We start from the raw sequence: 25513 nt of genomic DNA, 5'->3' as shown, positions 1-25513 counted from the left end.
AGTGGGATTAAAGTGACGAACGAGATAGAAAAACGAGAACGTCAATTTTTAGGATTGCCTATGGTATTAATATGGGGTTATATTGCCGTAGCAATCTTCATGACCGGAGATGGTATGGAACAGGCGTTTTTATCTAAATATATTATGAGCCTGGGCTTTGATAATTCAGAAGCTGGTAATGTCTTAACCGTTTACGGTTTAGTGGTAGCAATTGCTTCGTGGTTATCAGGTGTGATGGCTGAGATTTTTAGCCCAAGACGTGTGATGACATTCGCATTTATCATTTGGATGGTCTTCCATGTTGGATTCTTAGTCTTTGGTTTAGAACAACAGAACTATGCCATGATGATGATCATGTATGGTATTCGTGGTTTAGCATATCCAATGTTTATTTATAGCTTTGTCGTATGGATTACATATTCTTCACCAAGTTACAAGCTTGCGTCAGCCATGGGTTGGTTCTGGGCAATGTATTCAATTGGTATAGGTGTATTAGGTTCATATTTACCAAGCTTTTCAATTCCAGTGATTGGTGAGATGGGCACTTTATGGTCATCATTAATCTTCATCTTAATTGGCGGATTAATCGCGATGTTCTTAGTTAAAGATAAAAAAGGTAAAGACGTAGAAGCGCAACATATGACTAAGAAAGAAATGTTAAGAGAGTTTGGTCGAGGGATTACCATTCTTAAAAATAAGAATGTAGCAGTTGCCTTTGTCGTACGTATTATTAACCAATTGTCATTATTCGGCTTGGTTGTATTCTTACCTCATGTTTACACTGCAGATTTCGGTTTCACTACGTCAGAATGGTTACGTGTATGGGGCTTAATGTACATTATTACCATATTCACAAACTTATTCTGGGGTATTATGGGCGATAAAATTGGTTGGGTACGCCAAGTCCGTTGGTTCGGTTGTATTGGTATGGCCGTATCCACATTAGCGTTTTATTACTTCCCATCATGGAGTGGGCCTAATATCATCGTGACAACGTTAATTGCGATTATGTTTGGTTTCGCAGTTGCTGCGTTCGTCCCAATGTCAGCTATATTCCCAACGTTGGTGCCAGAACATAAAGGTGCCGCAGTATCTGTACATAACCTAGCAGCAGGATTAAGTAATTTCCTGGGTTATGGACTTGCAAGTGTGATGCTCATCTTCGCTTCAGCAGAAGTGACTATTTGGGCTTATGCAGTGATTTATGTATTAGGCTTTGTTCTTACATTCTTTATGAAAGTACAACAGCCTGGAAGACAAGTCAAAACAACAATTAGTTCACAATCAAATTAAAAAGGATGATAAAAATGACAAACATTATTGATCAATTTAAAGTAAATGGTAAAGTAGCAATCGTAACAGGTGGTGCCATGGGTCTAGGTAAAGCGATGGCAGAAGCATTGGCACAAGCAGGCGCAGATATTGTAATTGCAGACATTAAATTAGACTTAGCGCAAGAAACAGCGAAAGCAATTGCTGATAATGAAGGTGTTAAAACAACGGCATTAAAAGTAGACGTAACTAATCCAGAAGACGTTAACAAAATGGTGGATGACGTCGTAAATGAGTATGGCAAAGTAGATATCTTAGTCAACAATGCGGGTATGACCATTAATGAAAAAGCAGAAGATGTTTCTTACGAAAATTGGTTAAAAGTAATTAACTTAAACTTAAATGGTGTCTTTTTAGTAGCACAAGCAGTAGGACGTCAAATGATCAAACAAGGCTATGGTTCAATCATTAATACTTCATCTATGTCAGGCTTAATTGCCAATAAACCTCAAGAACAAGCATCTTATAATGCGTCTAAAGCAGGCGTTATCATGTTAACGAAAAGTTTAGCAATGGAATGGTCTAAATATGGCATCAAAGTAAACACAATTGCGCCAGGATACATGAAAACGGCATTAACTGAACCAATGTTTAATACTGGTGGCGAAATGATTGACTATTGGATGGGAGCAACACCAATGGGTCGTCCAGGTGAACCAGAAGAGCTAGGTGGCATTGTTGTATACCTTGCATCAGATGCGTCATCATTCGCACAAGGTAGCGTATTTACAATTGACGGTGGTTACACAGCATTATAATCATATTTAATGATTGCCAAAGATAAATAGGTACAATATACATCTCAACAGTAGGTGAAAATCCATCTGTATGAGGTGTATTTTTTATAAGCAGATCAGGAATTTCAAGAATGACGTTATGCTTGCCGGTTAGGTCGGGTAAACAGTACATATAGACGTATTGAACGGAGGAATAATGATGAAACGCTCGACAGATCTCGATAAGACATTGAAATCTTTAGATGGACAAAAATACGGCGCGTATAAAAGAATTAAAGGAACATATGCCTTTAATCAATTTCGTTTAGCTATTGATCATGTACAGGTGGATCCTTTTGCGCCACCTTCAAAAATGCGACTTATGATCCAACGAGATGTTGCTCAAATTCCGGATCATTTACTAGATACGAAAGACAAACGGCTTGCAGTATCGGACTTCTTGACCCGAGCGTTTGCCTATCAAGTCGCAACGTTTAATCGCACTGTAAAAGGTTCTGGGAAAAATGGAAAAATCTTTATCGATCATTGTGGCCAAGAAATGCTAGAACGCACGTCGGTTGTAATCAATGATAAAACCATTGAAGTGCGCATTGAAGTTGGTATGCCAGCTGCAGGACGTAAGATTCTTGGAAAAGCTGCAGCGCAAACACTGATCAACGGTTTACCAAAGATTGTAAATCAAGCCATTATGTATCAAAATATTGATCAGCAAGCACTCCAACATCAAGTGACAGTAAAACTCGACCAAACGTATATTAGAGAACAACTTGAACAACAACATCTAGTTGCTTTCGTTGCGAATAATGCTATTTTACCAAGGAAAAGTGGTGTGTCTGATGAACCAATGAAAGGTGCGATTCGATTTACGAGTCCAACAACGCTTGAAACGACGTTTAACTTACCAAGTGGTCGGGCAGTCACAGGGATGTCTATTCCTGAAGGCATTACATTGATTGTTGGTGGGGGTTATCATGGTAAATCGACCTTATTAGAAGCACTTGAACGTAGTGTTTATGATCATATTCCAAATGATGGACGTGAATTTGTAATTACACGTCATGATGCTATGAAGATACGTGCTGAGGATGGACGTGGTATTCACAACGTTAACATTAGTCCGTTTATAGATAATTTGCCTGGTAAGAAGGACACGACGCATTTTTCAACTGAGAATGCGAGTGGCAGTACCTCTCAAGCGGCAAATGTGATGGAAGCATTGGAAACGCAAACGTCAACATTGCTTATAGATGAAGACACATCAGCAACGAACTTTATGATACGTGATGGGCGCATGCAGAAATTGATTGCGCCTGATAAAGAGCCCATTATACCATTTTCAAATAAAGTGAGACCACTCTTTGAAACACATCACGTTTCAACCATTTTGATTGTCGGTGGCTCTGGTGATTACTTTGACGTAGCCGATCAAGTATTAATGATGGATGAGTATCATTTGAAGGATGTGACGGATGAAGCGAAAGCCATTGCACAATCAGACGGCTATCAACGCGACACACAAGTAGAAACGTCATTTGGTGAGATTCCATCTCGGGTGCCGTTAGCCACTTCTTTCTCTAAAAAGGGAAAAGATGATCGATTGAAAGCGAAAGGACTACGCACAGTCATGTACGGCAAGGAAGCAATTGATTTATCTGGTTTAGAGCAACTGGTCGACGATAGTCAAACCAATGCATTGCCGGTTATGATTAATTACTTTAGACATCAACTGATAGATCATCATTTAAGTCTTATTGAGGCGACGAACCAAATGTATGAGATGATTGAAAAGCATGGCATCGAAGCGGTATCTAACTTCGATGGTCATCCAGGTAATCTAGCGCTACCACGTAAACAAGAATTTATTGGAACGTTAAACCGTTACCGTGGATTAAAAGTGAAATAACATAACAAAAGCACATTGCACTTGATAGTTAATCAAGCTTTGCAATGTGCTTTTAATTCGTTAAGAAAAAGTCTACGGTAATATCATCATCATAATATCTTTCGTCATATTCTTCAATTGACGTATTAGGCAGTATGCTTAAGCTTTTGACATAATCAATACCATAGTCTTCGACATAGCCGTGTTGGCCATGTTTAACATAAGGCGTTACTTTTGATTTAAATTTAACAACTTGATGTAAAAATGGATCTTGGTCGTGATAATATCGCTTCGCTGCATAAACCCAAACATGATCGAAATATTGACCGCCGATGTTCACATCAGTTAATAAAATTTTCGAGAAAATAGGTTTATTTGGGATGTGTATTTTAGGTGTTATAGTAATATGTTCAATTCGACCTATGACGGTTACAGTTTTATTTTTCAAAGATTTCAAGCTATCGCGAGGCATACCATCACCTTCTTTTGCAAAAATTGTAAAATTGATAACTATTACTTGAAAAAAATAATATTTGATATAATTTTACAATAAAATGCATAAAAAGTGGTGGGATATACATTTTGAAAATACTTTATTTCGGAAGTGTATATTTATGAAAATTACTGTATATAATGGTGGATACCTTCAGCTGCACGTATGCCACTAAAGATACAACCACCAAGGAAAGTGCCTTCTAAAGCGCGATAACCATGGACACCGCCACCACCAAAACCAGAAGCTTCACCTGCCGCATATAGACCTTGTATCGATTGCATCTTTGAATTAAGTGCTTGGCCTTCTAAATTTGTTTGAATGCCACCAAGTGTTTTACGACTAATAATATTTAATTTGACGGCAATTAAACGTCCGTTTCTTCCACTTAATATTTTATGAGGTTTGGCCGTACGTATTAATTTATCGCCTAAGAACTGGCGTGCATTATTGATGAAGGCGACTTGTGGATCTTTCGTAAACGGATTATCAATTTGTAAGTCGCGTGCTTTGATTTCTTCCTTAATCGCTTCATAATCAAGTAACGTACTACCAACTAAGTCGTTCATCTTTCGAACAAGCGTACCTAAATCATCAGCGATAACAAAGTCCGGGCCATTATTCATAAAGGCTTCTACTGGAGAGGTTGCTTTACGACCTAAGCGTTCTTGAAGTAGCAACTTGATATCTTTGTCCGTTAAATCAGGGTTCTGTTCAGAGCCTGAAAGGACGAATTCTTTCTTAATAATGTCTTCTGTTAAGATGAACCACGAATAGTCGTAACCTGTGTTCATGATAGTTTCTAATGTATGTAAGGTGTCGAAACCAGGATAATCAGGCGCAGGCATACGTTTGCCAGTAGCGTCAAACCACATAGAAGATGGACCTGGAATAATACGAATGCCGTGGTTCGACCAAATTGGGCTATGATTCTGGATACCTTCAGTGTAGTGCCACATACGATCTTTATTCACGATGTTTGCACCTGCATCTTCAGTAATTTGAATTAACCGGCCATCCGTTGAATCAGGTACCCCTTGAATCATAGTTTTTGGTGGATTACCTAAACGTTTAGGCCAGTATTTACGAATAAGTGGCATGTTGGCACCAATGCCACCTGAAGTAATTAACAGTGCATCCACTTCGAAATGGAATGTATCTATCACGGTACGGGATGATTTCTCACCACGTGCCACATCACTTGGTTCTAAAATATTTCCAGCAATGTGTGTCACTTGATTATGTTTGATACCAATATCTGTTACTTGATGACGTGCGAGAAATTCAAATTGACCTTCTTGTTCTTTTTCAAGGACGTAACGACTAAACGGCTCAACTAATCCAGGACCTGTCCCCCATGTGATATGGAAACGTGGCACAGAATTGCCATGACCTGAAGCAGACGTACCGCCACGTTCAGCCCAACCTAAGATCGGTGTTAGGCGTACGCCCATCGATTTTAAATAATTTTCCTTTTCAAAAGTCGCAAAGCGCACGTAGGCTTCAGCCCATTGTTTCGCCCAATAATCTTCATCCTCCGGGCGGTCAAATTGAGCAGAGCCAAACCAATCATTCAGCGCAAGTTCATACGAATCTTTAACCCCTAGACGTTGTTGGATCTTAGAATTTACAAGAAACAACCCGCCAAATGACCAGTAAGCCTGTCCGCCTATCGCTTGACGTGGTTCCTGGTCTAACATTGTGACGTGATAGCCTTTCTTTAATAATTCTGTCGCAGCAACTAACCCACTTAACCCTGAACCAATGACAAATATCTTTTTATTCATAACAAACTCCTTACAACCATTGTTTTATGTAGTCTACATATTTTATCAAGTAATATTGTCATACGAAAGTGACAACCTAAATGTTAACAAAACGGTTTGATAGATTATCAACTTCTACGGGTATATACTTGTATCAAATGTTCTTAAAGGGGTGGATGTAAATGGCAACATTAGAAGTGCTTAATCCAGCGACAAACGAAGTGATTCAAACATTAGACTATACTGACGAAGCAACAGCGAAACAACAAATTGAGAAAGCACATGAAGCGTTTAAATCTTGGAGAGAGGTAGATGCACATGAACGTGCAGACAAATTATATAAATGGTTCGCTTTGATTAACGAACATAAAGAAGAATTGGCAGAACTTATTACTAAAGAGGGCGGTAAACCTTTAAAAGAAGCACAAGGTGAAGTAGACTACGCGAATTCATACGTTTCTTGGTATGCCGAAGAAGCCAAACGTATTTACGGACGTACCATTCCTGCGAATACACCGAATAAAAACATTATCATTAAGAAATTCCCGGTAGGTGTAGTTGGCGCTATTACGCCATGGAATTTCCCAGCGGCAATGATTACACGTAAGATTGCGCCAGCATTAGCTGCAGGTTGTACCATTGTGTGTAAACCTGCGACGCAAACACCATTAACTACGATTCGTCTCATTGAATTGGCGCATGAAGCGGGAATCCCAGAAGATGCCGTTCAATACGTTATTATGTCAGGTAAAGACGCAGGTGAATTGTTCACGAAACATCCAGTGATGCAGAAAGTGACGTTTACTGGCTCAACTAATGTAGGTAAGAAACTTATTGCGCAAGCGGCTGAATCCGTTGAAAATGTCACAATGGAACTGGGTGGCCTGGCACCACTGATTGTTCATGAAGACGCCGATATTGACTATGCGGTAGACCAAACAATTGCTTCAAAATTCCGAAATGCGGGTCAAACATGTATCTGTGCAAACCGTGTATACGTACATGAAGCGGTTGAAGATGCGTTTGTTAAGCAATTAACGCAAAAAGTTCATGAACTGAAAGTCGGAAATGGTATGGATAAAGACGTTACGATTGGGCCGTTAATTAATGAAGATGGCGTGAAGAAAGTCGTTAATCAATTGGAAGATGCGGCATCTAAAGGTGCTCAATTATCACGTTCTTTAGAGGATGCACAAGCGTTAGGTGGTAACTTCTTGAAACCTGTTGTCGTATCAAATGCGAACCAAGAGATGTTAGCCATGCAAGAGGAAACATTTGGTCCTATCGTGCCTGTTGCAACATATTTAGATTTAGAAGATGCGATTCAAATGGCGAATGATACACAATTTGGCTTAGCTGCTTATTTCTTTACAAATGATTATCGCACAGGCTTCCACTTATATCATTCACTTGATTATGGCGTGATCGGTTGGAATGACGGTGGACCATCAGCAGCCCATGCACCATTCGGCGGTATGAAAGAAAGTGGTTATGGCCGAGAAGGTGGCACAGAAGGTATTGAACCTTATTTAGAAACAAAATATTTATCAATCGGTAATATTTAAGCTACAACGGGAGTGGGACAGAATTCTTTTTAAATTCGTTGTCCACTCCCAGCTTGCTTTGTTTGTAGAATTTCTTGATGAAATTCTCTTTGTTGGGGCCCCGCCCGCAAGGGTGACTAGAACTGAGAAAAGCTTGAATTAAGCGCCTTCTTAGTTCAGTCAGCTACTGCGAATTTGCTAAATAGCTTCATTATATTATTTTTGTCCCATCCTCTAATTTTATGTAAATTAATGTTATGCTATTATGAAATGACTAACAGATAGAAGGTGTGAGAACATAATGACAAAAATGCTATTTTACATTAACGGTACACAAGTGACTCAAAAGAAAGTGAATAAATGGGAAACGCAACGTTTAAAAAATGTTTATAAATATTTATCGAAATATCCAGAAGCTCAGTTAAATAAAAATGTCAAATTATGGGTTAAAAATAATGATTTAGATAATATGAAACAGGAAATTGCTCAAGCTAAACTTAACATCACCTTCTCAAAACTAAGAAAATCAATGAGATTTAAATATACAGTAGGTAATTTAATATCAGCAATAGCGACTAAGCTATCGTTTGGACAACGCAAAATGAGCACAGTTGAAATCGCTATACCTAATAGTCATTTAAATGCTCAGGAAGTGATGAATGTTTTAAATCAAGTAATGATGCAGAAAACGCCAGAACATGATGAAATTAATGTGAAAGCAAATCCGGATCATTATGTACTCGAAGGCATTACTTCAGAAATTCAAGAAGTGCTTGAAACTACAGGTGGTAGTCCGTTACCGACACATTTATTTGCTCATTATAATGATGAAACCAAACTTAAATCACGTATGTCGGAAGATTACCAAATTGAATTACCGGGCGTTGCTAAATTGAAAAACGGCATGATTATAGGCGGTATGCGTCATCAAATTCGCAATGAAAATAATGGCTTTCGTTTTAAAGCATTAGTTGAATTTCCAGCGATTTTACCAAATTATATGATTCATCAACATCAATATCATTTATGCTGTGAATTTGGAAACTGGCTGACTTACATTTTAGAAGTTGAAAGTAAATAGAGCTTTAAACTAATAATCGCTACCTAATAAAGTAGCGATTTTTTTATTGGAAAAATTATTGTGAATTCATCATTTTAGTTTAAAATTACTTTACAAATATTTATGAAATCGTTTACATAAACCATTTTCAGTGAAAGAATAGTATAAGATACATAAACTTAGGAGGATGTTATTTATGAGTGAGACGATTCCGGAGAAAATGAATGTTGCATTAATGCATGAACCTTATGATATTGAAATTGTCGAAAGAGACATGCCTGAAGTAGGTCCTAAAGATGTCCTAATTAAGATGATGGCGGTAGGCGTATGTGGTTCTGACGTCCATTATTATGCACACGGTCGTGTAGGTGAATTTGTTGTTGAGAAACCAATCGTATTAGGTCACGAATGTGCAGGTATGGTCGCACAAGTTGGGGAAGATGTCACAGACTTTAAAGTTGGTGATCGAGTTGCTATCGAACCTGGGGAACCTTGTCGTGAATGTGAATACTGTAAATCTGGACGCTATAACTTATGCCCACATATGGAATTTATGGCAACACCACCGTACGATGGTGCATTCTGTGAATACGTAAGCCATCCGGCAGACTTCCTGTATCATTTACCAGACTCAGTGACTTATGAACAAGCGACATTAGTTGAACCATTCTCAGTTGGGTTACAAGCATGTAAACGTGCGGATATTAAACCAGGTTCAACAGTTGTCATCATGGGTATGGGTCCCGTTGGTTTAATGGCGGTTGTCGCTGCTAAAGCTTACGGCGCAACAAATATTATCGTTTCAGATTTAGAAGATAATCGTTTAGAAGCGGCTAAACGTTTAGGTGCAACAACGACAATTAATATTAAAAATGAAGATGTTGTTGAACGTATTAAAGCCTTAACAGACGGTCAAGGCGTGAACTATGCCATTGAAACTGCAGGTAATCCGATTGCTTTAAGAAGTGCGTTAAATTCATTAAAAGATGGTGGCACTTTAGCAATTGTTGGCTTACCTCAAGAAGATATGAACGAAATTAATGTGCCATTTATAGCGAATCATGAAATCAATATTGTAGGTGTGTTTAGATATGCGAATACGTACCCACAAGGTATTCAAATCTTAAGTACAACAGACGCTGACATCGATTCATTATTCACACATCAATTTGAACTTGCCGATACAAAAGAAGCGATGGAATTAACACGTACAAGTAAAGGTGATGCCTTGAAAGTGATGGTATATCCAAATGGCTTTTTAGATAAATAACTGTAAGTAATGCGTACGCTAACTTTCAATTTTGAAAGCGAATGGTCTTAACATGTAAGATTAGATAAATGCGCATGACGATTGAGCCTCCTACCATAATAGGTAAGGAGGTTATTTTATGAGTGAAAAACGTATTGTTGGATTAGATATCATTAGAGGTATTGCCATAGCTGTAGTATTATTTGCCAATGTTTCAGATATTCTTCCTATAGTTCAAGGTGAAGTAAAACCAACGTTTACACACGCGGACCACATTGTTAAACAGTTCTTTGCACTTTTGATTGATGCACGTTTCATCACCTTATTTACCTTATTGTTTGGTATCGGTATGGGAATATTCATGAATAATGCACGAAAAAAATCTCTATCACCGATTAAATTAATGTTTCGCCGACTCATTTTCTTACTTATTGTCGGTATCCCTGGCATGATACTAGTGTTGCCTTACGCACAATACGCCCTAAGTGGTCTTATTTTGATGTTTTTATTCTTATTACCAAAACCACGCTATACTTTATGGATTTCTCTTGTTTTGATTGTCGGTACAACCGTTGAAATTTTGATTACGCCATCTTCAAATCCTATGTTTTATACTCTACTAGGCATGATGGCATTTGGTTTGTATTTATCTCAAAGTGGCTTGATTTATCATTTTCACGAAAAACGCACATGGTTTATAGTCACATTATGTATCAATAGTTTCGTTGTAGCGTTATTAGTCATATTGAAAGTAACTGGGTTACCATATAATTGGACAACGATTGAAGATTTAGTAACGCCTTATCAAGCAATTATTTATTTTATTGTCTTAATGTTTATGACACAGAAAGTGACGATTCAGCAAATGCTTAAGCCTTTTGAAAAGTTAGGCAAAACAGCATTTACGAATTTCATGACGCAAATGGTATTACTCTATATTGTGGTGAAATGCTTCTTTCCTTATGACCACCCAACACCAACGCAATCACTTTATATTGGATTGCCTATATTGGTAGTTAATATTTTAGCAACTTATTGGTGGTTATCTTGTCATCGCCAAGGCCCACTAGAAATATTATGGCGCAAATGGACGTATAAAAATGTGCTGAAAAATAAATAATCCTTGAATCGGGTGATGAGTATGTATAAGTTAATACGCTCAAAATCCGATTTTGCTATTTTTAGATGAAATTTAGTGTATGCGCAAATTGTCTATTAATTATCGTTTGCTTACTTTAAAAAAAAGAAAGCAAATAATATGTGTGTTAATTTAATCAATAGATAATGTGTAAGGGGAGATTATGTTATGAACAAAAGACAAGAAATTATAGATATTCATCACCATATTATTCCAAATGTATATAGAGATGCCTTGCGTAAAATCGGTGTGACTACTGCTGGTGGCTTTCCTATTAGAAAATGGGAACCCGAAGACAGCATTCAAATGATGGATGAGTTAAATATAGATGTGGGTTATACTTCAATATCAGAACCTGCAACGATACCATTTAATAGAAAAAAAGCTGCTAAAGTAGCACGACAAGTGAATGAATATCAAGCACAATTAAAGAAAAAGTATCCTGATAGATTTAAAAGCTTTGCCTTGGTTCCTATGCCACATGTCAAAGAAACAATTAAAGAAATTGAATATGCGTTAGATGTCTTAAAATTAGATGGCGTTGGATTATTCTCAAATTATGGAAATGCATATTTAGGAAATGATGTATTTGAAAAGGTCATGGTGGTACTTAATGAGCATCATGCCAAAGTATTTATTCATCCGAGCGCTAACGCTGAAGATTTCCAACCGCCACAATATGTGGTTGCAGATTTCATCCAAGAGTTTACATTTAATACTACACGTGCAGCTACCAATTTAATATTTAGTGGCACAGTAGAACGCTATCCTAATATTAAATTTATCTTAGCTCATGCTGGAGGTACATTGCCATATATCCAATGGCGTATCAATAATACATTAGAAACGCAAAAGTATATAATTCAAGATCCTAAAAATAGACTCAAGTCATTGATGAATAACGGTAAGTCTGAAATCATTAAAGAGGTAGCCAAACATCCAATTCAATATGCGAAGATGTTTAAATTCTATCGTCATGGCTTGCAACCAAGTAAGACAATAACTAAAACTGCGGCTGATTATATGAGTCATTTCTATTATGACACTGGCTTATCTACTGGAGAATCGACATTCGCCAGCTTGAAAGCAGCGACAGATACTGAACATATTTTATTTGGTTCGGATGCACATTACGCCCCAAATCAATGGATCGCCAAAATGGAGCAAGATATAGATAATACTGGAGCATTTAGTGACATTGAAAAAGCAAATATTTTCAGTCATAACACGACGAAATTATTTAAATAAATAACTTTATAGAGGCAGGGCAACCAATTTTGTATAATACATGAAAGGATGTCCTGCTTTTTTAACACTTAATATTTGATTAATCGCGCGCGATTATTTACACTTTAATTAATCGCGCACGATTGAAAAGAGGTGATGTCTTGAACAATGATGATATGAAATTAGCAAATCAACTTTGTTTTTCTGCATATAATGTGAGTCGTCTATTTGCGAAATTCTATGAACAACAATTGAAACCCTTTGGGTTAACGTATTCACAATATTTGGTGTTACTTGCATTATGGGAACGTGACAATCAACCCTTACATGAAGTGGGGAAACAGTTGGATTTATCGAGTAATACATTGACTCCCCTTTTAAAAAGATTAGAACAGTCAGGGTGGGTTCAACGGCAACGTTCAGAGGCAGATAAACGTCAATTAGTCGTTTCGTTAACATGAAAAGGGCATGAACAACAAGAAGCGATCTTTAAAGCAGTGGCTCAATGTCTACCGCCAGAACTAGATGAAGCACAATATAACGAAGCGAAAGCAGTCTTGAATAACCTAGAACAGTCATTAAAAGCACTCACGAATAAATAAAAAAGGATGAGTTGAATGAAACAATATGATGTTGTATTTATAGGAAGCGGACACGCAGCGTGGCATGCAGCACTAACACTTAAACACGCAGGAAAAGAAGTTGCAATTATTGAAAAAGATACCATTGCAGGTACATGTACAAACTATGGTTGTAATGCCAAAATCCTATTAGAGGGCCCATATGAAGTGCTAGAAGCATCAGCACAATATCCTAACATCATCCAATCACAAGATGTCAATGTGAATTGGTCTCATTTAATGGATTATAAAAAACAAGTGATTAATCCAATGAATGGTATGTTAAAAGGCATGTTTGAACAACAAGGCATCGACGTTTATATGGGCAAAGGTGTCATTAAAGAAGCGCATATAGTGGAAGTAAATGGTGAAACATTACAAACGGAGAATATCGTCATTGCGACAGGTCAACATAGCAATAAATTGGACATTGAAGGTCAAGCACTCACACATGATAGCCGTGAATTTTTATCTATGGATGAACTTCCAAAGCGTATGACATTTATCGGCGTTGGTATTATTAGTGTAGAATTTGCGTCTATTATGATTAAATCAGGTGTTGAAGTGAGTATGATTCACCATTCAGACAAACCACTTAAAGGCTTTAATGACACACATGTGACGAAATTAATTAAGAAATTAGAAGACGAAGGCGTACAATTCTACTTTAATGAAGAGACAAAAAAAGTCGAAAAAGTAGGCGATGCTTATCAAGTATCAACAGAATCTGGATTAATGATTGAAACAGATTATGTCTTAGATGCGACAGGTAGAAATCCAAATGTTGAAGGCATCGGTTTAGATAATGTGGGAATTGAATATAGTAAAAAAGGTATCTCTGTAGATGGTCATTTAAGAACAAATGTAAACACTATTTATGCGAGCGGCGATGTCTTAGATAAAGCTATACCTAAATTAACACCAACAGCAACATTTGAATCAAATTATATTGCTGCACATATCTTAGGAATGACGCAAGATGAAATACACTATCCAGCGATTCCTTCGGTACTTTATTCATTACCTCGACTTTCTCAAATTGGCGTTACTGTTCAAGAAGCAGAGCAAGATGAACGTTATACAGTTAAACACATTCCATTTGGTAAACAAATGGCATTCGAATATAAAAATGAAACAGATGCAGAAATGTACGCTGTGTTAGATGAAAATAAGCGATTGGTCGGCGCAGAAATTTATGGTATTGACGCAGCGGATTTAGTAAACTTACTCGTATTTATCATTAATCAACGTATGACAGCACAAGATTTAAATCAATTGATCTTTGCCTTCCCTGGTGCCTCTAGTGGTGTCATTGATATGTTGAAAGTGACTATGTTGTAAATTAATATAAATCAATAAATAAGCGACGGGGACATAAATAATATAAAGAAGCTATTTTGCAAATTCGCAGTGGCTGACTGAACTGAGAAGGCGCTTGCGGGGGTGGGACGACGAATTTAAAAGAATTCTGTTCCACTCCCTTCTTTTTATATTTTAACTGTACGCGCAGTCTAAAAACTTACTTTTGTGATTCCAAGAATTTTTCAGCTACGGCTTTACCAGATTGTGGATTTTGACCAGTAATGATGCGACCATCAGCGACTACAAATTCAGTCCAGTTATCGCCTTGCTCATAGTTAGCACCGCGACGTTTCAGTTCATCTTCAGTAAGATAAGGCACGACGTCTGCCAAACCAACCGCTTGTTCTTCACTATTTGAGAAGCCAGTAACTGTCTTGCCATCGATGATATAGTTACCTTCAGCATCTTTAACATTTAATAGGCCGATTGCGCCATGACAAACAGATGAAACGACATCGTTATTGTCATAGATTTCTTGTGTTAATTTCTGTAAATCTTCATTGTCTTTGAAATCCCAAATCGTACCGTGACCGCCAGCGAAGTAGATAATATCGTAATTCTCAGCTTTGACAGCATCAGGTGTAACGGTATGGCCAAGACGTGTCATAAAGTCTTTGTTTTGATAGTATTTCCAATCTAAATCAGTCATCATATCCTCTTGTAGACTTTGTGGATCAATGGCAGTATAACCACCTTCTGGGCTAATGTAATGCACTTTATAACCATTTTTATATAAGACATCCGCGAAATGAACAACCTCGCCAAACCATAGACCAGTTGGACGGTTCATATCTGGATATTTCGTTACACTTGTCACAACCACTAATGCTCTTTTTGTATTCATTGATACGCCTCCTCATTTTATACTACCTTCAGTCTACCCTTTTCAGAAAAGTAGGAAACTGAAGTAGTCGTGTATTAAAGATATCATGTTTCAAGTAAAAAGACGTAAGATGTATTCGTTGTGCGTCAAATACAACTTCAATATACTTAATATAATGATGATTGTTAGCGAAAGGAGGAATTAGAATGGCACAAGATAATAACAAATTGAAATGGTCAAGCTTAATAATGGGGACATTACTGTTAATTGTGGCAGTTATCATCTTTAGTTATCCTGTTAAAAACTTCTACACGCTGACTTGGCTTATTGGTTTATTTATTCTTATTAACGGTGTGATTCAGCTGTTATTCCGTCGTGCTGCAAGAGCGCTCGCTGGTAGTGGTACTGGGCTTATTATGGTTATAGGAATTATAGATATTATATTTGGACTGCTAGTCATGTTTAATGTTGGTGCAAGTTCAACATTCTTTATTTTTATGTTTGCCGCATGGTTTATTGTAAGTTCAATTATCGGTCTACTTACGATTTCTAAGCAAAGCCGTTTAAAAGGACTATCTATCATAGTTAATATTTTAGGCTTGCTATTAGGAATGATTTTATTATTTAATCCTATGATGGGAATGATACTTGTTTCAACAATGATTGCGATCACATTTGCAATTTTAGGTGTAACTTATGTCATTGACGGCCTTGCATAAATTTTTGGGGTAGGGAGAGAGACATAAATAATATGATGATGCTATTTTGCAAATTCGCAGTAGCTGACTGAACTGAAAATGCGCTTAAATCAAGCTTTTTTCAATTCTAGTCATCCTTGCGGGGGTGGGACGACGAATTTAAAAAGAATTCTGTCCCACTCCCGTTGTCTTTCTCCCAATTTTTATATTTAGAAGAGAAAATCTTAAAAAGTGAATTCATGATTTGGAAGTATTACAATAAAATATATTAAACAATGATTATAGGAGGCATTCATGTGACGTACAATTTTGATGAAATCATTGATCGCCGTGAAACTAATGCGATGAATGTTGAAGGTTATAAAGGTTACTTATTTGGAGATGCAGATACTTCAGACTTAGAAGACCATGATGAACTCATCCGTATGTGGGTCGCTGATATGGATTTCGCCACACCCGACGTTGTGTTAGATGCGATTAAAGATAGACTAGATAAAAAGATTCTAGGTTACACTAACTTATTTGGTACAGATTATTATGACGCCTTTGTCTCATGGACAGAGCGACGATTTGGTTATACATTCCCACAAGACCACCTTGTATTCTCCCATGGTATAGTTGCTGGGTTAATTGAACTTGTAAGTTATATTTGTGATGAAGATGACAAAGCGCTTATTTTAACACCAAGTTATGGACCATTTAAAATGGCATGCGATAAAAACAATATCAAGACGATATATTCCCCACTGATTAATCATAATGGGTACTATGACATCGACTTTGACGATGTACGTCAAAAAGTAGAATCAGAAAATATTAAACTATGTATTTTTGCGAACCCACATAATCCAACAGGCCGCGTATGGTCAGAAGATGAATTGAAACAATTTGGTCAAATCATGGCAGATAATGATGTATGGATCATTTCAGATGAAATTCATTGTGACATTAAACGTGCCGGTCAAACACACATCCCTTTTGCTAAAGCAGTGCCAGATTACGATAAGATTGTGACCGCAATGTCGCAAAGTAAGGCATTTAATATAGCAGGCTTAATGTTCTCAAACATCATTATTCCGAATAGAAGATTATTAAAGACATGGAAGTTACATCACTTTAGTTCTGAGAATCCATTAAGTATCGTTGCGACACAGGCCGCTTATGAAAAGGGCGAAGACTGGTTAGCCGCTATGAATGATTATTTAGACGACAACTTCAAATATTTGGCAAACTTCTTAGAACAAGAACTCCCACATGCAGAATTTAAAATACCAGAAGCCACGTACCTCGCATGGGTAGATTTAAGCTATTACATCAAAGAAAAAGAAATCAACGAACCCATCGCGAAATACTTTATCAAATATGCAGGCGTGATCATTGAAGGACAAGAACAATTCGTGCATAACGCGGAAGGTCACATTAGAATCAATATTGCCATTCCACGTGAAGTTATGAAAAAAGGATTACAAAAAATAAAAGACGCATTGGTTTAAAAGGAGATAATGCATGTCAATTATACCCCCATCGAACAATGGTCAGACACCATTTCAAAAGTTATTAGGCCATCAAGACAAAATGATGCAGTTATGGTCACAGTTAAGTGATGTGTTAGAAAGTGACGGCGCACTTAGCAAGGCATTGAAAGAAGAAATACGAAGAATGTTAGCCCAGAAGAATGGGTGCCAATACTGTAAGGCAAAAGGTCAACCTACCGGCAGTCTAAAAGATGAAAAATCATCCATTTGCATAGGATTTACCGAGGTGTTTATCAAAATGGGCGACCACATTCCAGACAACATTATTAAAGTACTTCAAGACAATCTAACAACAGAAGAAATCGTTGAACTCATTGCATTTATTACATTCACCAACGCACAACAGAACTTTGGTGCAATAATGAAATTACAACCATAACACAAACCTCTAGTCTATTTGGCTAGAGGGATTTTTATTTCAAATATTCAAATTGTCAAAAAGTATATTATTACTCTCTATTTATAATTTTATATGATATGATACAAGAAACAGAATATTCAGTCATAATCAATTTTTATAACTTTATAAACAAGGGGGTTAGGCTCATGCCTAAAAAGTTATTTAGTATTGATTTAAACAAGACAATGGACCAACAAGATCATCCAGGTCACAATCGCTGGCATCCAGATATTCCAGCGGCTTTTTCAGTGGATCCTGGAGAATCATTCAGAATGGAATGTTTAGACTGGACAGACGGTCAAATTAGTAATAATGATGATCCGAGTGATATTAAACACGTCAATTTAAATCGAGTTCATGTATTAAGTGGACCAGTACATGTTAACGGTGTGGAACCTGGAGATTTACTTGTTGTGGATATTCTAGATATTGGTGTATTTGATGAACATCAATGGGGATTCAACGGTATCTTTGATAAAACGAATGGTGGAAGTTTCCTTGTAGATCATTATCCTAATGCGCAAAAATCAATTTGGGATTTCAATGGTATTTATGCGACGAGTCGACATGTACCTGGAGTAGAGTTTGTAGGTTTAATTCATCCTGGCTTAATTGGTGTGGCACCTTCTCAAGAAATGTTAGATGAATGGAATCGCCGTGAAAAAGAACTTGTTGATACTGACCCAAATCGAGAACCCGTATTGGCCAATTTACCTGACACAGACGCTGTAGTTGCTGGTACGTTAACTGGAAAAGACTTTGATAAAGTTGCTAAAGAAGGTGCACGTACGGTTCCACCACGTGAAAATGGTGGTAACTGTGATATCAAAAACTTATCTAAAGGTTCACGTATTTACTTCCCAGTCTTTGTTGATGGCGCAAAATTATCAGTAGGAGATTTACATTTCTCTCAAGGTGATGGCGAAATCACATTCTGTGGTGGTATTGAAATGCCTGGTTGGATTGAACTTAGAGTTAATGTTATTAAAAGTGGCATGGAAAAATATCATATTAAAAAGAATCCAGCATTTAAACCAGGTCCAGTAATGCCTAATTATACGGATTACATCGTCTTTGAAGGTATTTCTGTTAACGAATTTAGTGGTAAACAAACGTATTTAGATGCTAATACGGCATATAGAAATGCTGTATTAAACGCAATTGAATTCTTAAAAACACGTGGCTTTACTGGCGAACAAGCATACATGTTACTAGGTACAGCTCCTGTACAAGGCACTGTAGCTGGCATTGTAGATGTTCCCAATGCATGTTGTACAATCGCAATTCCTCGAGAAATTTTTAAAGAGGATATTATTCCAAACTTGGAGCCGGATAAGTAATGCCTAATTATACTTATAATTGCGCAAAATGCGGAGAATTTACACTTCGACAATCAATGAACACTCAACATGATACAGCGACTTGTCCTTCATGTGAAAGTGAAGGAACACGTGTGTTTAATAGCTTTCAAACGTATAAAATGGATGGAAAGTTAAAAAAGCGAATTGAACGGGGACAAGAACCTCGATTAGTAAGTAAAGATAAACTTCCGTCAATGAAATCAAAGCCTAGTAGAGTAGCTCGTCCCTGGATGGCTGGTCATTAATAGTATGAGACGAGCCTGGGACATAAATAATATATTAATGTTATTTTGCAAATTCGCAGTAGCTGACTGAACTGAGAAGGCGCTTAAATCAAGATTTTCTCAGTTCTAGTCATCCTTGCGGGTGGGGCCCCAACAAAGAGAATTTCACTAAGAAATTCTACAAGCAAAGCAAGTTGGGAGAGAGACGACGAATTTAAAAGAATTCTGTCCCTCTCCCATTTTCATGCCTTAATCTAAACACGCCCCTTATTTAAAAAAAGTAAAAAATCTGTCACTTACGTTTATTTGAAATTATAAAAAGATAACTCTAATATATAATTGAAAGGGTGTAAAGCGCTTACACCCAATTAGGGTGATTATGTTCAAAGTTAACATTATTAAGGGATGGAAAGACAACTTCAAAGGTGAAAGGGGTACAAATGATGTCTAAATCGTATGATTTGATCGTTATTGGAGTAGGGCCTGGAGGTTATGCGGCAGCAATTCGAGCAGCGCAATTAGGAAAGGATGTAGCGATTGTTGAGAAACAACACGTGGGTGGTGTATGTCTGAACGTAGGTTGCATACCGTCAAAGATATTTTTAGAATATGGTGCGAAAGTGAGAGACATACAATCTGCAAACAATTGGGGAATTAAGACGAATCACATAGATATCGATTTAAATGGTCTTGTGCAACGTAAAGACCAAGTGGTTAAGACCGTAACGGATGACGTTCGAGATGCATTACAGCAACACAATGTTGACATGATTGAAGGCGAAGCAGAAGTACTTGAAGGATTGAAAGTCCAAGTGAATCAGGCCATTTACACGGCGAAAGATATTATTTTAGCAACAGGGACAAAGCCGTTTGTACCACCAATCGAAGGTCTAGATCAAGCACACTTTGAAACAGCTGACACATTTTTCAACATGGATGCATTGCCGAAACAACTCGTGATAATTGGTGGCGGTGTGATTGCCTCGGAAATCGCCTCTTCAATGGCTGATTTAGGCGTAGATGTTACGATTTTGGAAAAGGGCGATAACATTTTATCTAGTGAAATTGAGGAGATACATACGCATCTATCCTCATATTTGAAACAACAAGGTGTACAAATTATTACCAATTCAGAAACAACGAAAGTGAATGCTACAACCTTAGAAATAGATGGCAAAGATGGGCCTAAAGAAATACCATATGAAACGTTACTCTTTGCGACAGGACGACAACCTAATGTTCATGTGGCTAAGGCATTAAAGCTAGAACAGGATGGGAAGTGCCTCCAAGTCAATGAACATTATGAAACGAGCTACGCACATGTTTATGCAATTGGTGATTTGGTGCCAGGTTACCAACTAGCACATACCGCAAGTGCGCATGGTAAGTATGTAGCAGAACATATTGCAGGCAATCATCCAGAGGCGATTAATCAAGAAGATATACCGCGATGTATTTATACAAGATTGGAATCTGCGTCTGTTGGTTTATCAGCACTACAAGCACAAGAAGCGGGCTATGAGGTTGAAGTGACAACTGCGCCTTTTCAGAAGAATCCTAAAGCAATCTTGAAAGGTGAAACACAAGGACTTGTTAAAATAGTAGCGAATAAGCAAGATGGCAAGATTTTAGGTGGATTTATCATTGGGCCGCATGCGACAGATTTAATTAGTGAAATCTTAGGCATTAAAGTGGCAGGAGGTACGTTGAACGATATTGCGCACATTATTCAACCACATCCTTCACTATCAGAAGTGATTGGTGAAAGTGCAGAGGCATCTTTTGGAAAAGCAATATACCATTAAGTGTGAACAATCATTATCTTTCAAAAACCAAGTCAAATACATTAGCGATTGATTTATAAATTACACAAAATGAATTTTAATATTTACGTAACGAGTATGGATAATCCCCCAGGCGCGCCAAAGTTGCTGGGGGATTTAATGTTTTATTTATGCAACTTATTAATTAGCGTAGCGATTAAAGCGTCACTATATTTTATTGTAAGATAGTTGACTTCTTTTTTAAAATGCACTATCTTATATTATAAGATAGTTAGTAAAAGGTGATGACATGTCAGTATCTAATCAAATGATGAAGGGGCTTTTAGATGGTGCAATTCTAGGACTTATAGCTAAGGGTGAGACGTATGGGTATGAAATTTTAGAGAAATTAAAAGAAAACCAATTTCCTGAAATTAGCGATGGTAGTATTTATCCAGTGTTACTTAGATTAAGTAAGAAAGGCTACGTTCACACAACCACGCGTAAATCAGATAACGGTGGCCCTAAACGTAAGTATTATACGATTTCTGAAAGCGGGCAAGAAGAATTGGAACGATTTAAGGAGAAATGGCGTTATCTCAACTCAGGAATGAATAATTTATTCGGGAGTGATGAATATGATGACTAAAGCACAAGAAGACTATATATTAAAGCTAAAGGCAGAATTAATGTTTAGAGGTAAGGATGAGGATGAAGTCCATGCCATTGGTGATGAATTACAAGACCACTTTGAAATGGCAGAAGCGAATGGTGACGATGTGAGCGATATTCTGAACACGCCTGTGAAAGATTATGCGGATAACTTCTCTAAAGAAATGAGCTTCACTAAAGGGTTACCTAAATATTTAACGTACTTCGTATGCTTTATGATTGCGATATTTACGATACCAGATTTCTTTGAAACGACCTTTACACTCACGGTGGGCTATATTTTAAATATAATCTTTATCTTCGTATTAGCGATCATTGTGCCGTGGTTCTTAATAAGAAAAGCAATTGTAAAATATGGCGATGCTAAACGTGTCTATGTCTATGCGTTTATAGGCGGTATGGTTCTTTTTATACTAATGATTGTAAGTACGTATATTGCTGGAAAATATCCTATCTATACACTTGTGAGCCTTAATCAAACGCAAAGTATCGTTATTGGACTCATATTATTAGCAATTGTTATGTTGCTATGTTTCATTGTGAAACAAAAGCTATTTGCACTTGTCATCTTTATCGTGTGCTTACCTAATTTAATCGGCCAGATTTTTAAAGCACACCATCATTCTAATGAGCAATTTCTAACGATATCACTTGTACTGTATATCGTATTACTTATTGGAATCAATATCGCATTCTTTGGTCATGCTTATTATACGAACCGAAAAGAGCGAAAACATCATTCTTAAATGATTGATAAAAAGCGTTGAATCACTTCATTAATAGTGACTCAACGCTTTTATTAGTGACGCATCATTGAAATATGAATGCATCATTAATCGACTAACCAACCACCATCGATTGGAATAATTGAACCATGGATGAAATCAGAATCATCACTTGCTAGGAAGAGTGACAATTGTGCAATTTCCTCTGGTTGACCATAACGACCAGCAGGTACAGAATTTGTTTTTTCCATAACATCTGCAGAACCTTCTTCAAACATCGCATGTGTCATGCCAGTATCAACGGCACCAGGTGCAATGGCGTTTGCTTTAATACCTTTAAGGCCATAATCAAATGATAATTGTTTCGTATAACCTGCAATACCATGTTTCGCAGAAGTATAAGCTGCACCGCCACCGCCAGCTACAAATGCACCGATAGAAGCAATATTAATAACCGTACCTTTGCCATTGTCAATCATATGTGGCAACACTGCATTCGTTACAAGATAGGTACCTTTTAAATTAATATTAATAATTCTATCCCATAATTCCTCTGACGTTTCTAGCGTTGGTTTATAATCATCTAGAATACCAGCTGTATTACTTAAGATATTGATCGTACCAAATGCTTCAACACCTTGTTTAACAGCGTGGTCAACACTTTCTTTATTAGATACATCGATCGTAACTGGCAGTGCTTCGCCACCATGTGCTTTAATGTCACTAGCAGTTTGGTTCACAGTTTCTTCATTGATATCAGCGATGATAACTTTAGCACCCTCTGATGCATAAAGAATGGCCTGTGCTTTACCCATACCAGAACCTGCACCTGTAATAAATGCGACTTTACCATCTAATTTTCCCATTAATAATCCCTCCAAGATATATTCATGAACACCCTTTATTTAACTATTCCTTTAAAATGTGAAAGTATTCATATCACTTATTTATGTATTCATAACTTTAAGTTATGAGACTTTGAATGATTATTAATTAAGCACATAGGTTCAACTAAATTTACGAAGAATTGGTTGCGAGACGCTACTAGGAATAGCATTAGCACTGAGACAAAACTTAAATAAAAAAAGAGTTAAATCACAACCTACAAGACTTTGAAAAAGGCTTATAAAGTGATTTAACTCTTTTCAATTATAAATAGCTTGGCTTCATAGTGGTTGATTGACATTAAGCATTTACATGCTTAATGTCTAATCAACTTTGTGGGGGCGAAAAAACGAATTCTTAAACACTAGAATTCTGTTTCGCTCCCAGCAATGCCTAGAGCAAGCGAGCAGCAACAATACGTAGTATTGTGTAACCTGCACGCATTCAATTGTTAGAGTATTTAACGCATTATAGTTCTTCGTACACAGTTACAATTTCATCTGCTAAACGGTCATTGATTTTCGCATATTCTAATAAGAATGCTTTTACACCATGTGCATCAATATATTCACGCATTTCAACTGTTTCTTTATCGTTCATATCATCATATTTCAATAATAACGCTGCTGCTTTTAATAAGCCTTTGCGACGTAAGTTATTTTCATATAGATAAGATAAAGGTTTGATAATACGATCTTTAGGACCGATTTTACGGATTGTGCCACGACCTACACGTGTTACTTCGTCAGAAAGGTATGGATTTTCAAAACGACCAATAATTTTCTCAACATAAGCCGCTTGTTCATCTTTAGTGAAGCTGAAGTTATCTACGATGTACTCGCTTGTTTCACCTAATACTTGACGTAAATCTGCAACGATAGCATCATCTTTAACCGCATCTAAGACAGTATCTCTACCATAGAAACGACCAGCATATGCTAATAAGGCATGACCTGTATTAACAGTTAATAATTTACGTTCGATATAAGGTGTTAAATCATCAACATATTTAATATGTTCTAATTCTTCACCGTACCAAGCGTCTTTTTCAACAACCCATTCAAAGAAAGGTTCAACCATAACGTCTAAGATATTCTCATTTTTTTGAAGTGGGACAATACGGTCAACTGCAGAGTTTGCGAAGTGAATGTTATCACCTAATGGACCAGTGATATCTAAGATTGCTTCTTTAAGCGTATCAGTCGCCATAATTGCATTTTCACATGCCACGATGTTGACGTGATTTTCTTTTTCTTTTAACACTGGTGCGAATGATTTCGCAATAATAGGAAGAATGTTTACACCAACCGCAGTTGTAATGATATCTGCTTCAAGAATTGCTTGTTTCAACTCATCTGAAGGTTGACCACTGTTAATTGCACTAACACCAGTCACGCGTGTTGTTGTTTTCTCTTCATTAGCAAGAATAACGTTATATGCGCCTTCTTTATCTAATGCAGTGATAATGTCTTCGTTAACGTCTGCAAATGTGACATCAATATTGTTATCTGAAAGAATATAGCCGATGAATCCACGACCAATATTACCAGCTCCGAAATGTACAGCTTTCATTATGCATCAGCCTCCTCGAAGACTTGTTTGATTTCTTCCGCAGATTTAGCATTGACGATACGGTCAACATTTTCTTCTTCACTGAATGTAATTGCGATTTTAGATAATAAGTCTAAGTGTTCGCCGTCTTTACCAGCGATACCAACGACAACTTTCACTGTTTCGCCGTTCCAATCTACACCTTCAGGAATTTGAAGTAATGTTAAACCAGATGCTAATACATCACCTTTAGCTTCATCAGTACCGTGAGGAATTGCTAATCCGTTACCCATGAATGTAGAAACAAGTTGTTCACGTTCTTTCATTGCTTGGATATACGCTTCGTTTACAGAACCGCTATCTACTAACGCACGACCTGCTTTTTCGATGGCTTCGTCTTGGCTTCCTACAGATACGTTTAAAAAGATATTGTCATTACTAAATAATTCAGTCATTTTATACACTC

Annotated in this window: 23 protein-coding genes and 1 pseudogene; 18 read left to right on the top strand and 6 right to left on the bottom strand. The window is 37.1% G+C overall.

What is annotated here, in order from left to right:
- Positions 1-12 precede the first annotated feature (12 nt).
- From KA878_RS03400 to KA878_RS03390, 3 genes are all read left to right on the top strand, one after another.
- Positions 13-1293, top strand: coding sequence for an MFS transporter (locus tag KA878_RS03400; protein ID WP_312883894.1), 1281 nt, complete (start codon positions 13-15; stop codon positions 1291-1293).
- Positions 1294-1307: 14 nt separating this feature from the next.
- Entirely contained in the window at positions 1308-2090 is a 783-nt protein-coding gene (locus tag KA878_RS03395; RefSeq protein WP_053030120.1) for a glucose 1-dehydrogenase, read from the top strand.
- A 178-nt stretch (positions 2091-2268) separates the two neighbouring features.
- Entirely contained in the window at positions 2269-3972 is a 1704-nt protein-coding gene (locus tag KA878_RS03390; RefSeq protein ID WP_193838732.1) for an ABC-ATPase domain-containing protein, read from the top strand.
- Between the two features lie 52 nt (positions 3973-4024).
- On the opposite strand, the gene KA878_RS03385 is transcribed toward KA878_RS03390, so the two are convergent.
- Both KA878_RS03385 and KA878_RS03380 read right to left on the bottom strand, forming a co-directional pair.
- Positions 4025-4423, bottom strand: coding sequence for a hypothetical protein (locus KA878_RS03385; protein ID WP_193838733.1), 399 nt, complete (start codon positions 4421-4423; stop codon positions 4025-4027).
- A 149-nt stretch (positions 4424-4572) separates the two neighbouring features.
- Entirely contained in the window at positions 4573-6231 is a 1659-nt protein-coding gene (locus KA878_RS03380) for an FAD-binding dehydrogenase (RefSeq protein WP_193838734.1), read from the bottom strand.
- A gap of 161 nt (positions 6232-6392) precedes the next feature.
- On the opposite strand from KA878_RS03380, the gene KA878_RS03375 reads away from it, so the two are divergent.
- The 7 genes and pseudogenes from KA878_RS03375 to KA878_RS03345 all read left to right on the top strand — a co-directional run bounded on the left by KA878_RS03375 (position 6393) and on the right by KA878_RS03345 (position 14389).
- Positions 6393-7775 (top strand): NAD-dependent succinate-semialdehyde dehydrogenase, encoded by a 1383-nt coding sequence (locus tag KA878_RS03375; RefSeq protein WP_193838735.1) that lies wholly within the window; start codon positions 6393-6395, stop codon positions 7773-7775.
- Between the two features lie 280 nt (positions 7776-8055).
- Entirely contained in the window at positions 8056-8835 is a 780-nt protein-coding gene (locus KA878_RS03370; protein ID WP_193838736.1) for a hypothetical protein, read from the top strand.
- Between the two features lie 175 nt (positions 8836-9010).
- Entirely contained in the window at positions 9011-10084 is a 1074-nt protein-coding gene (locus KA878_RS03365; RefSeq protein ID WP_193838737.1) for an NAD(P)-dependent alcohol dehydrogenase, read from the top strand.
- Positions 10085-10202: 118 nt separating this feature from the next.
- Positions 10203-11183 carry a DUF418 domain-containing protein gene (locus tag KA878_RS03360; RefSeq protein WP_193838738.1) on the top strand — a complete coding sequence of 327 codons (981 nt, stop codon included), beginning with the start codon at positions 10203-10205 and terminating at the stop codon, positions 11181-11183.
- A 186-nt stretch (positions 11184-11369) separates the two neighbouring features.
- Complete coding sequence (locus KA878_RS03355; RefSeq protein ID WP_193838739.1) at positions 11370-12449, top strand: amidohydrolase family protein; 1080 nt, start codon at positions 11370-11372, stop codon at positions 12447-12449.
- Between the two features lie 140 nt (positions 12450-12589).
- Positions 12590-13030 (top strand): annotated as a pseudogene (locus KA878_RS03350) (MarR family winged helix-turn-helix transcriptional regulator).
- 15 nt (positions 13031-13045) lie between these two features.
- The gene (locus KA878_RS03345; protein ID WP_193838740.1) at positions 13046-14389 is read left to right on the top strand and encodes a dihydrolipoyl dehydrogenase family protein; all 1344 of its coding nucleotides are present in this window, start codon (positions 13046-13048) and stop codon (positions 14387-14389) included.
- 178 nt (positions 14390-14567) lie between these two features.
- On the opposite strand, the gene KA878_RS03340 is transcribed toward KA878_RS03345, so the two are convergent.
- Positions 14568-15254 (bottom strand): type 1 glutamine amidotransferase domain-containing protein, encoded by a 687-nt coding sequence (locus tag KA878_RS03340; RefSeq protein WP_193838741.1) that lies wholly within the window; start codon positions 15252-15254, stop codon positions 14568-14570.
- Between the two features lie 185 nt (positions 15255-15439).
- On the opposite strand from KA878_RS03340, the gene KA878_RS03335 reads away from it, so the two are divergent.
- From KA878_RS03335 to KA878_RS03300, 8 genes are all read left to right on the top strand, one after another.
- Complete coding sequence (locus KA878_RS03335; protein WP_107629321.1) at positions 15440-15952, top strand: DUF308 domain-containing protein; 513 nt, start codon at positions 15440-15442, stop codon at positions 15950-15952.
- A 275-nt stretch (positions 15953-16227) separates the two neighbouring features.
- The gene (locus tag KA878_RS03330) at positions 16228-17424 is read left to right on the top strand and encodes a 3M3SH-releasing C-S lyase (RefSeq protein ID WP_193838742.1); all 1197 of its coding nucleotides are present in this window, start codon (positions 16228-16230) and stop codon (positions 17422-17424) included.
- A 13-nt stretch (positions 17425-17437) separates the two neighbouring features.
- Positions 17438-17845, top strand: a complete 408-nt coding sequence (locus KA878_RS03325; RefSeq protein WP_193838743.1) for a carboxymuconolactone decarboxylase family protein — start codon at positions 17438-17440, stop codon at positions 17843-17845.
- Positions 17846-18012: 167 nt separating this feature from the next.
- Complete coding sequence (fmdA, locus tag KA878_RS03320; RefSeq protein WP_193838744.1) at positions 18013-19206, top strand: formamidase; 1194 nt, start codon at positions 18013-18015, stop codon at positions 19204-19206.
- A complete protein-coding gene (locus KA878_RS03315; protein WP_193838745.1) occupies positions 19206-19472 on the top strand; it encodes a zinc ribbon domain-containing protein in 267 nt (88 codons plus the stop codon). The genes fmdA and KA878_RS03315 overlap by 1 nt, the downstream gene beginning before the upstream one ends.
- A 422-nt stretch (positions 19473-19894) precedes the next feature.
- Entirely contained in the window at positions 19895-21256 is a 1362-nt protein-coding gene (gene lpdA, locus KA878_RS03310) for a dihydrolipoyl dehydrogenase (protein WP_193838746.1), read from the top strand.
- A 268-nt stretch (positions 21257-21524) separates the two neighbouring features.
- Positions 21525-21863 (top strand): PadR family transcriptional regulator, encoded by a 339-nt coding sequence (locus KA878_RS03305; RefSeq protein ID WP_053030099.1) that lies wholly within the window; start codon positions 21525-21527, stop codon positions 21861-21863.
- Complete coding sequence (locus KA878_RS03300; RefSeq protein ID WP_193838747.1) at positions 21853-22632, top strand: hypothetical protein; 780 nt, start codon at positions 21853-21855, stop codon at positions 22630-22632. The genes KA878_RS03305 and KA878_RS03300 overlap by 11 nt, the downstream gene beginning before the upstream one ends.
- An 86-nt stretch (positions 22633-22718) precedes the next feature.
- Here KA878_RS03300 and KA878_RS03295 read toward each other — a convergent pair whose 3' ends face one another.
- The 3 genes from KA878_RS03295 to KA878_RS03285 all read right to left on the bottom strand — a co-directional run bounded on the left by KA878_RS03295 (position 22719) and on the right by KA878_RS03285 (position 25502).
- Positions 22719-23477 carry an SDR family NAD(P)-dependent oxidoreductase gene (locus KA878_RS03295; RefSeq protein ID WP_080291052.1) on the bottom strand — a complete coding sequence of 253 codons (759 nt, stop codon included), beginning with the start codon at positions 23475-23477 and terminating at the stop codon, positions 22719-22721.
- Between the two features lie 487 nt (positions 23478-23964).
- Positions 23965-25068 carry a mannitol-1-phosphate 5-dehydrogenase gene (locus KA878_RS03290; protein ID WP_193838748.1) on the bottom strand — a complete coding sequence of 368 codons (1104 nt, stop codon included), beginning with the start codon at positions 25066-25068 and terminating at the stop codon, positions 23965-23967.
- Complete coding sequence (locus KA878_RS03285; protein WP_033079814.1) at positions 25068-25502, bottom strand: PTS mannitol transporter subunit IIA; 435 nt, start codon at positions 25500-25502, stop codon at positions 25068-25070. The genes KA878_RS03290 and KA878_RS03285 overlap by 1 nt, the downstream gene beginning before the upstream one ends.
- Positions 25503-25513: the final 11 nt, after the last annotated feature.

It is taken from the genome of Staphylococcus sp. GDY8P57P (assembly GCF_017892585.1).
In the GTDB taxonomy this organism is placed as follows: domain Bacteria; phylum Bacillota; class Bacilli; order Staphylococcales; family Staphylococcaceae; genus Staphylococcus; species Staphylococcus borealis.
Note: the sequence above shows the minus strand (reverse complement) of the source record. Positions and strands in the feature narration are given on the sequence as shown.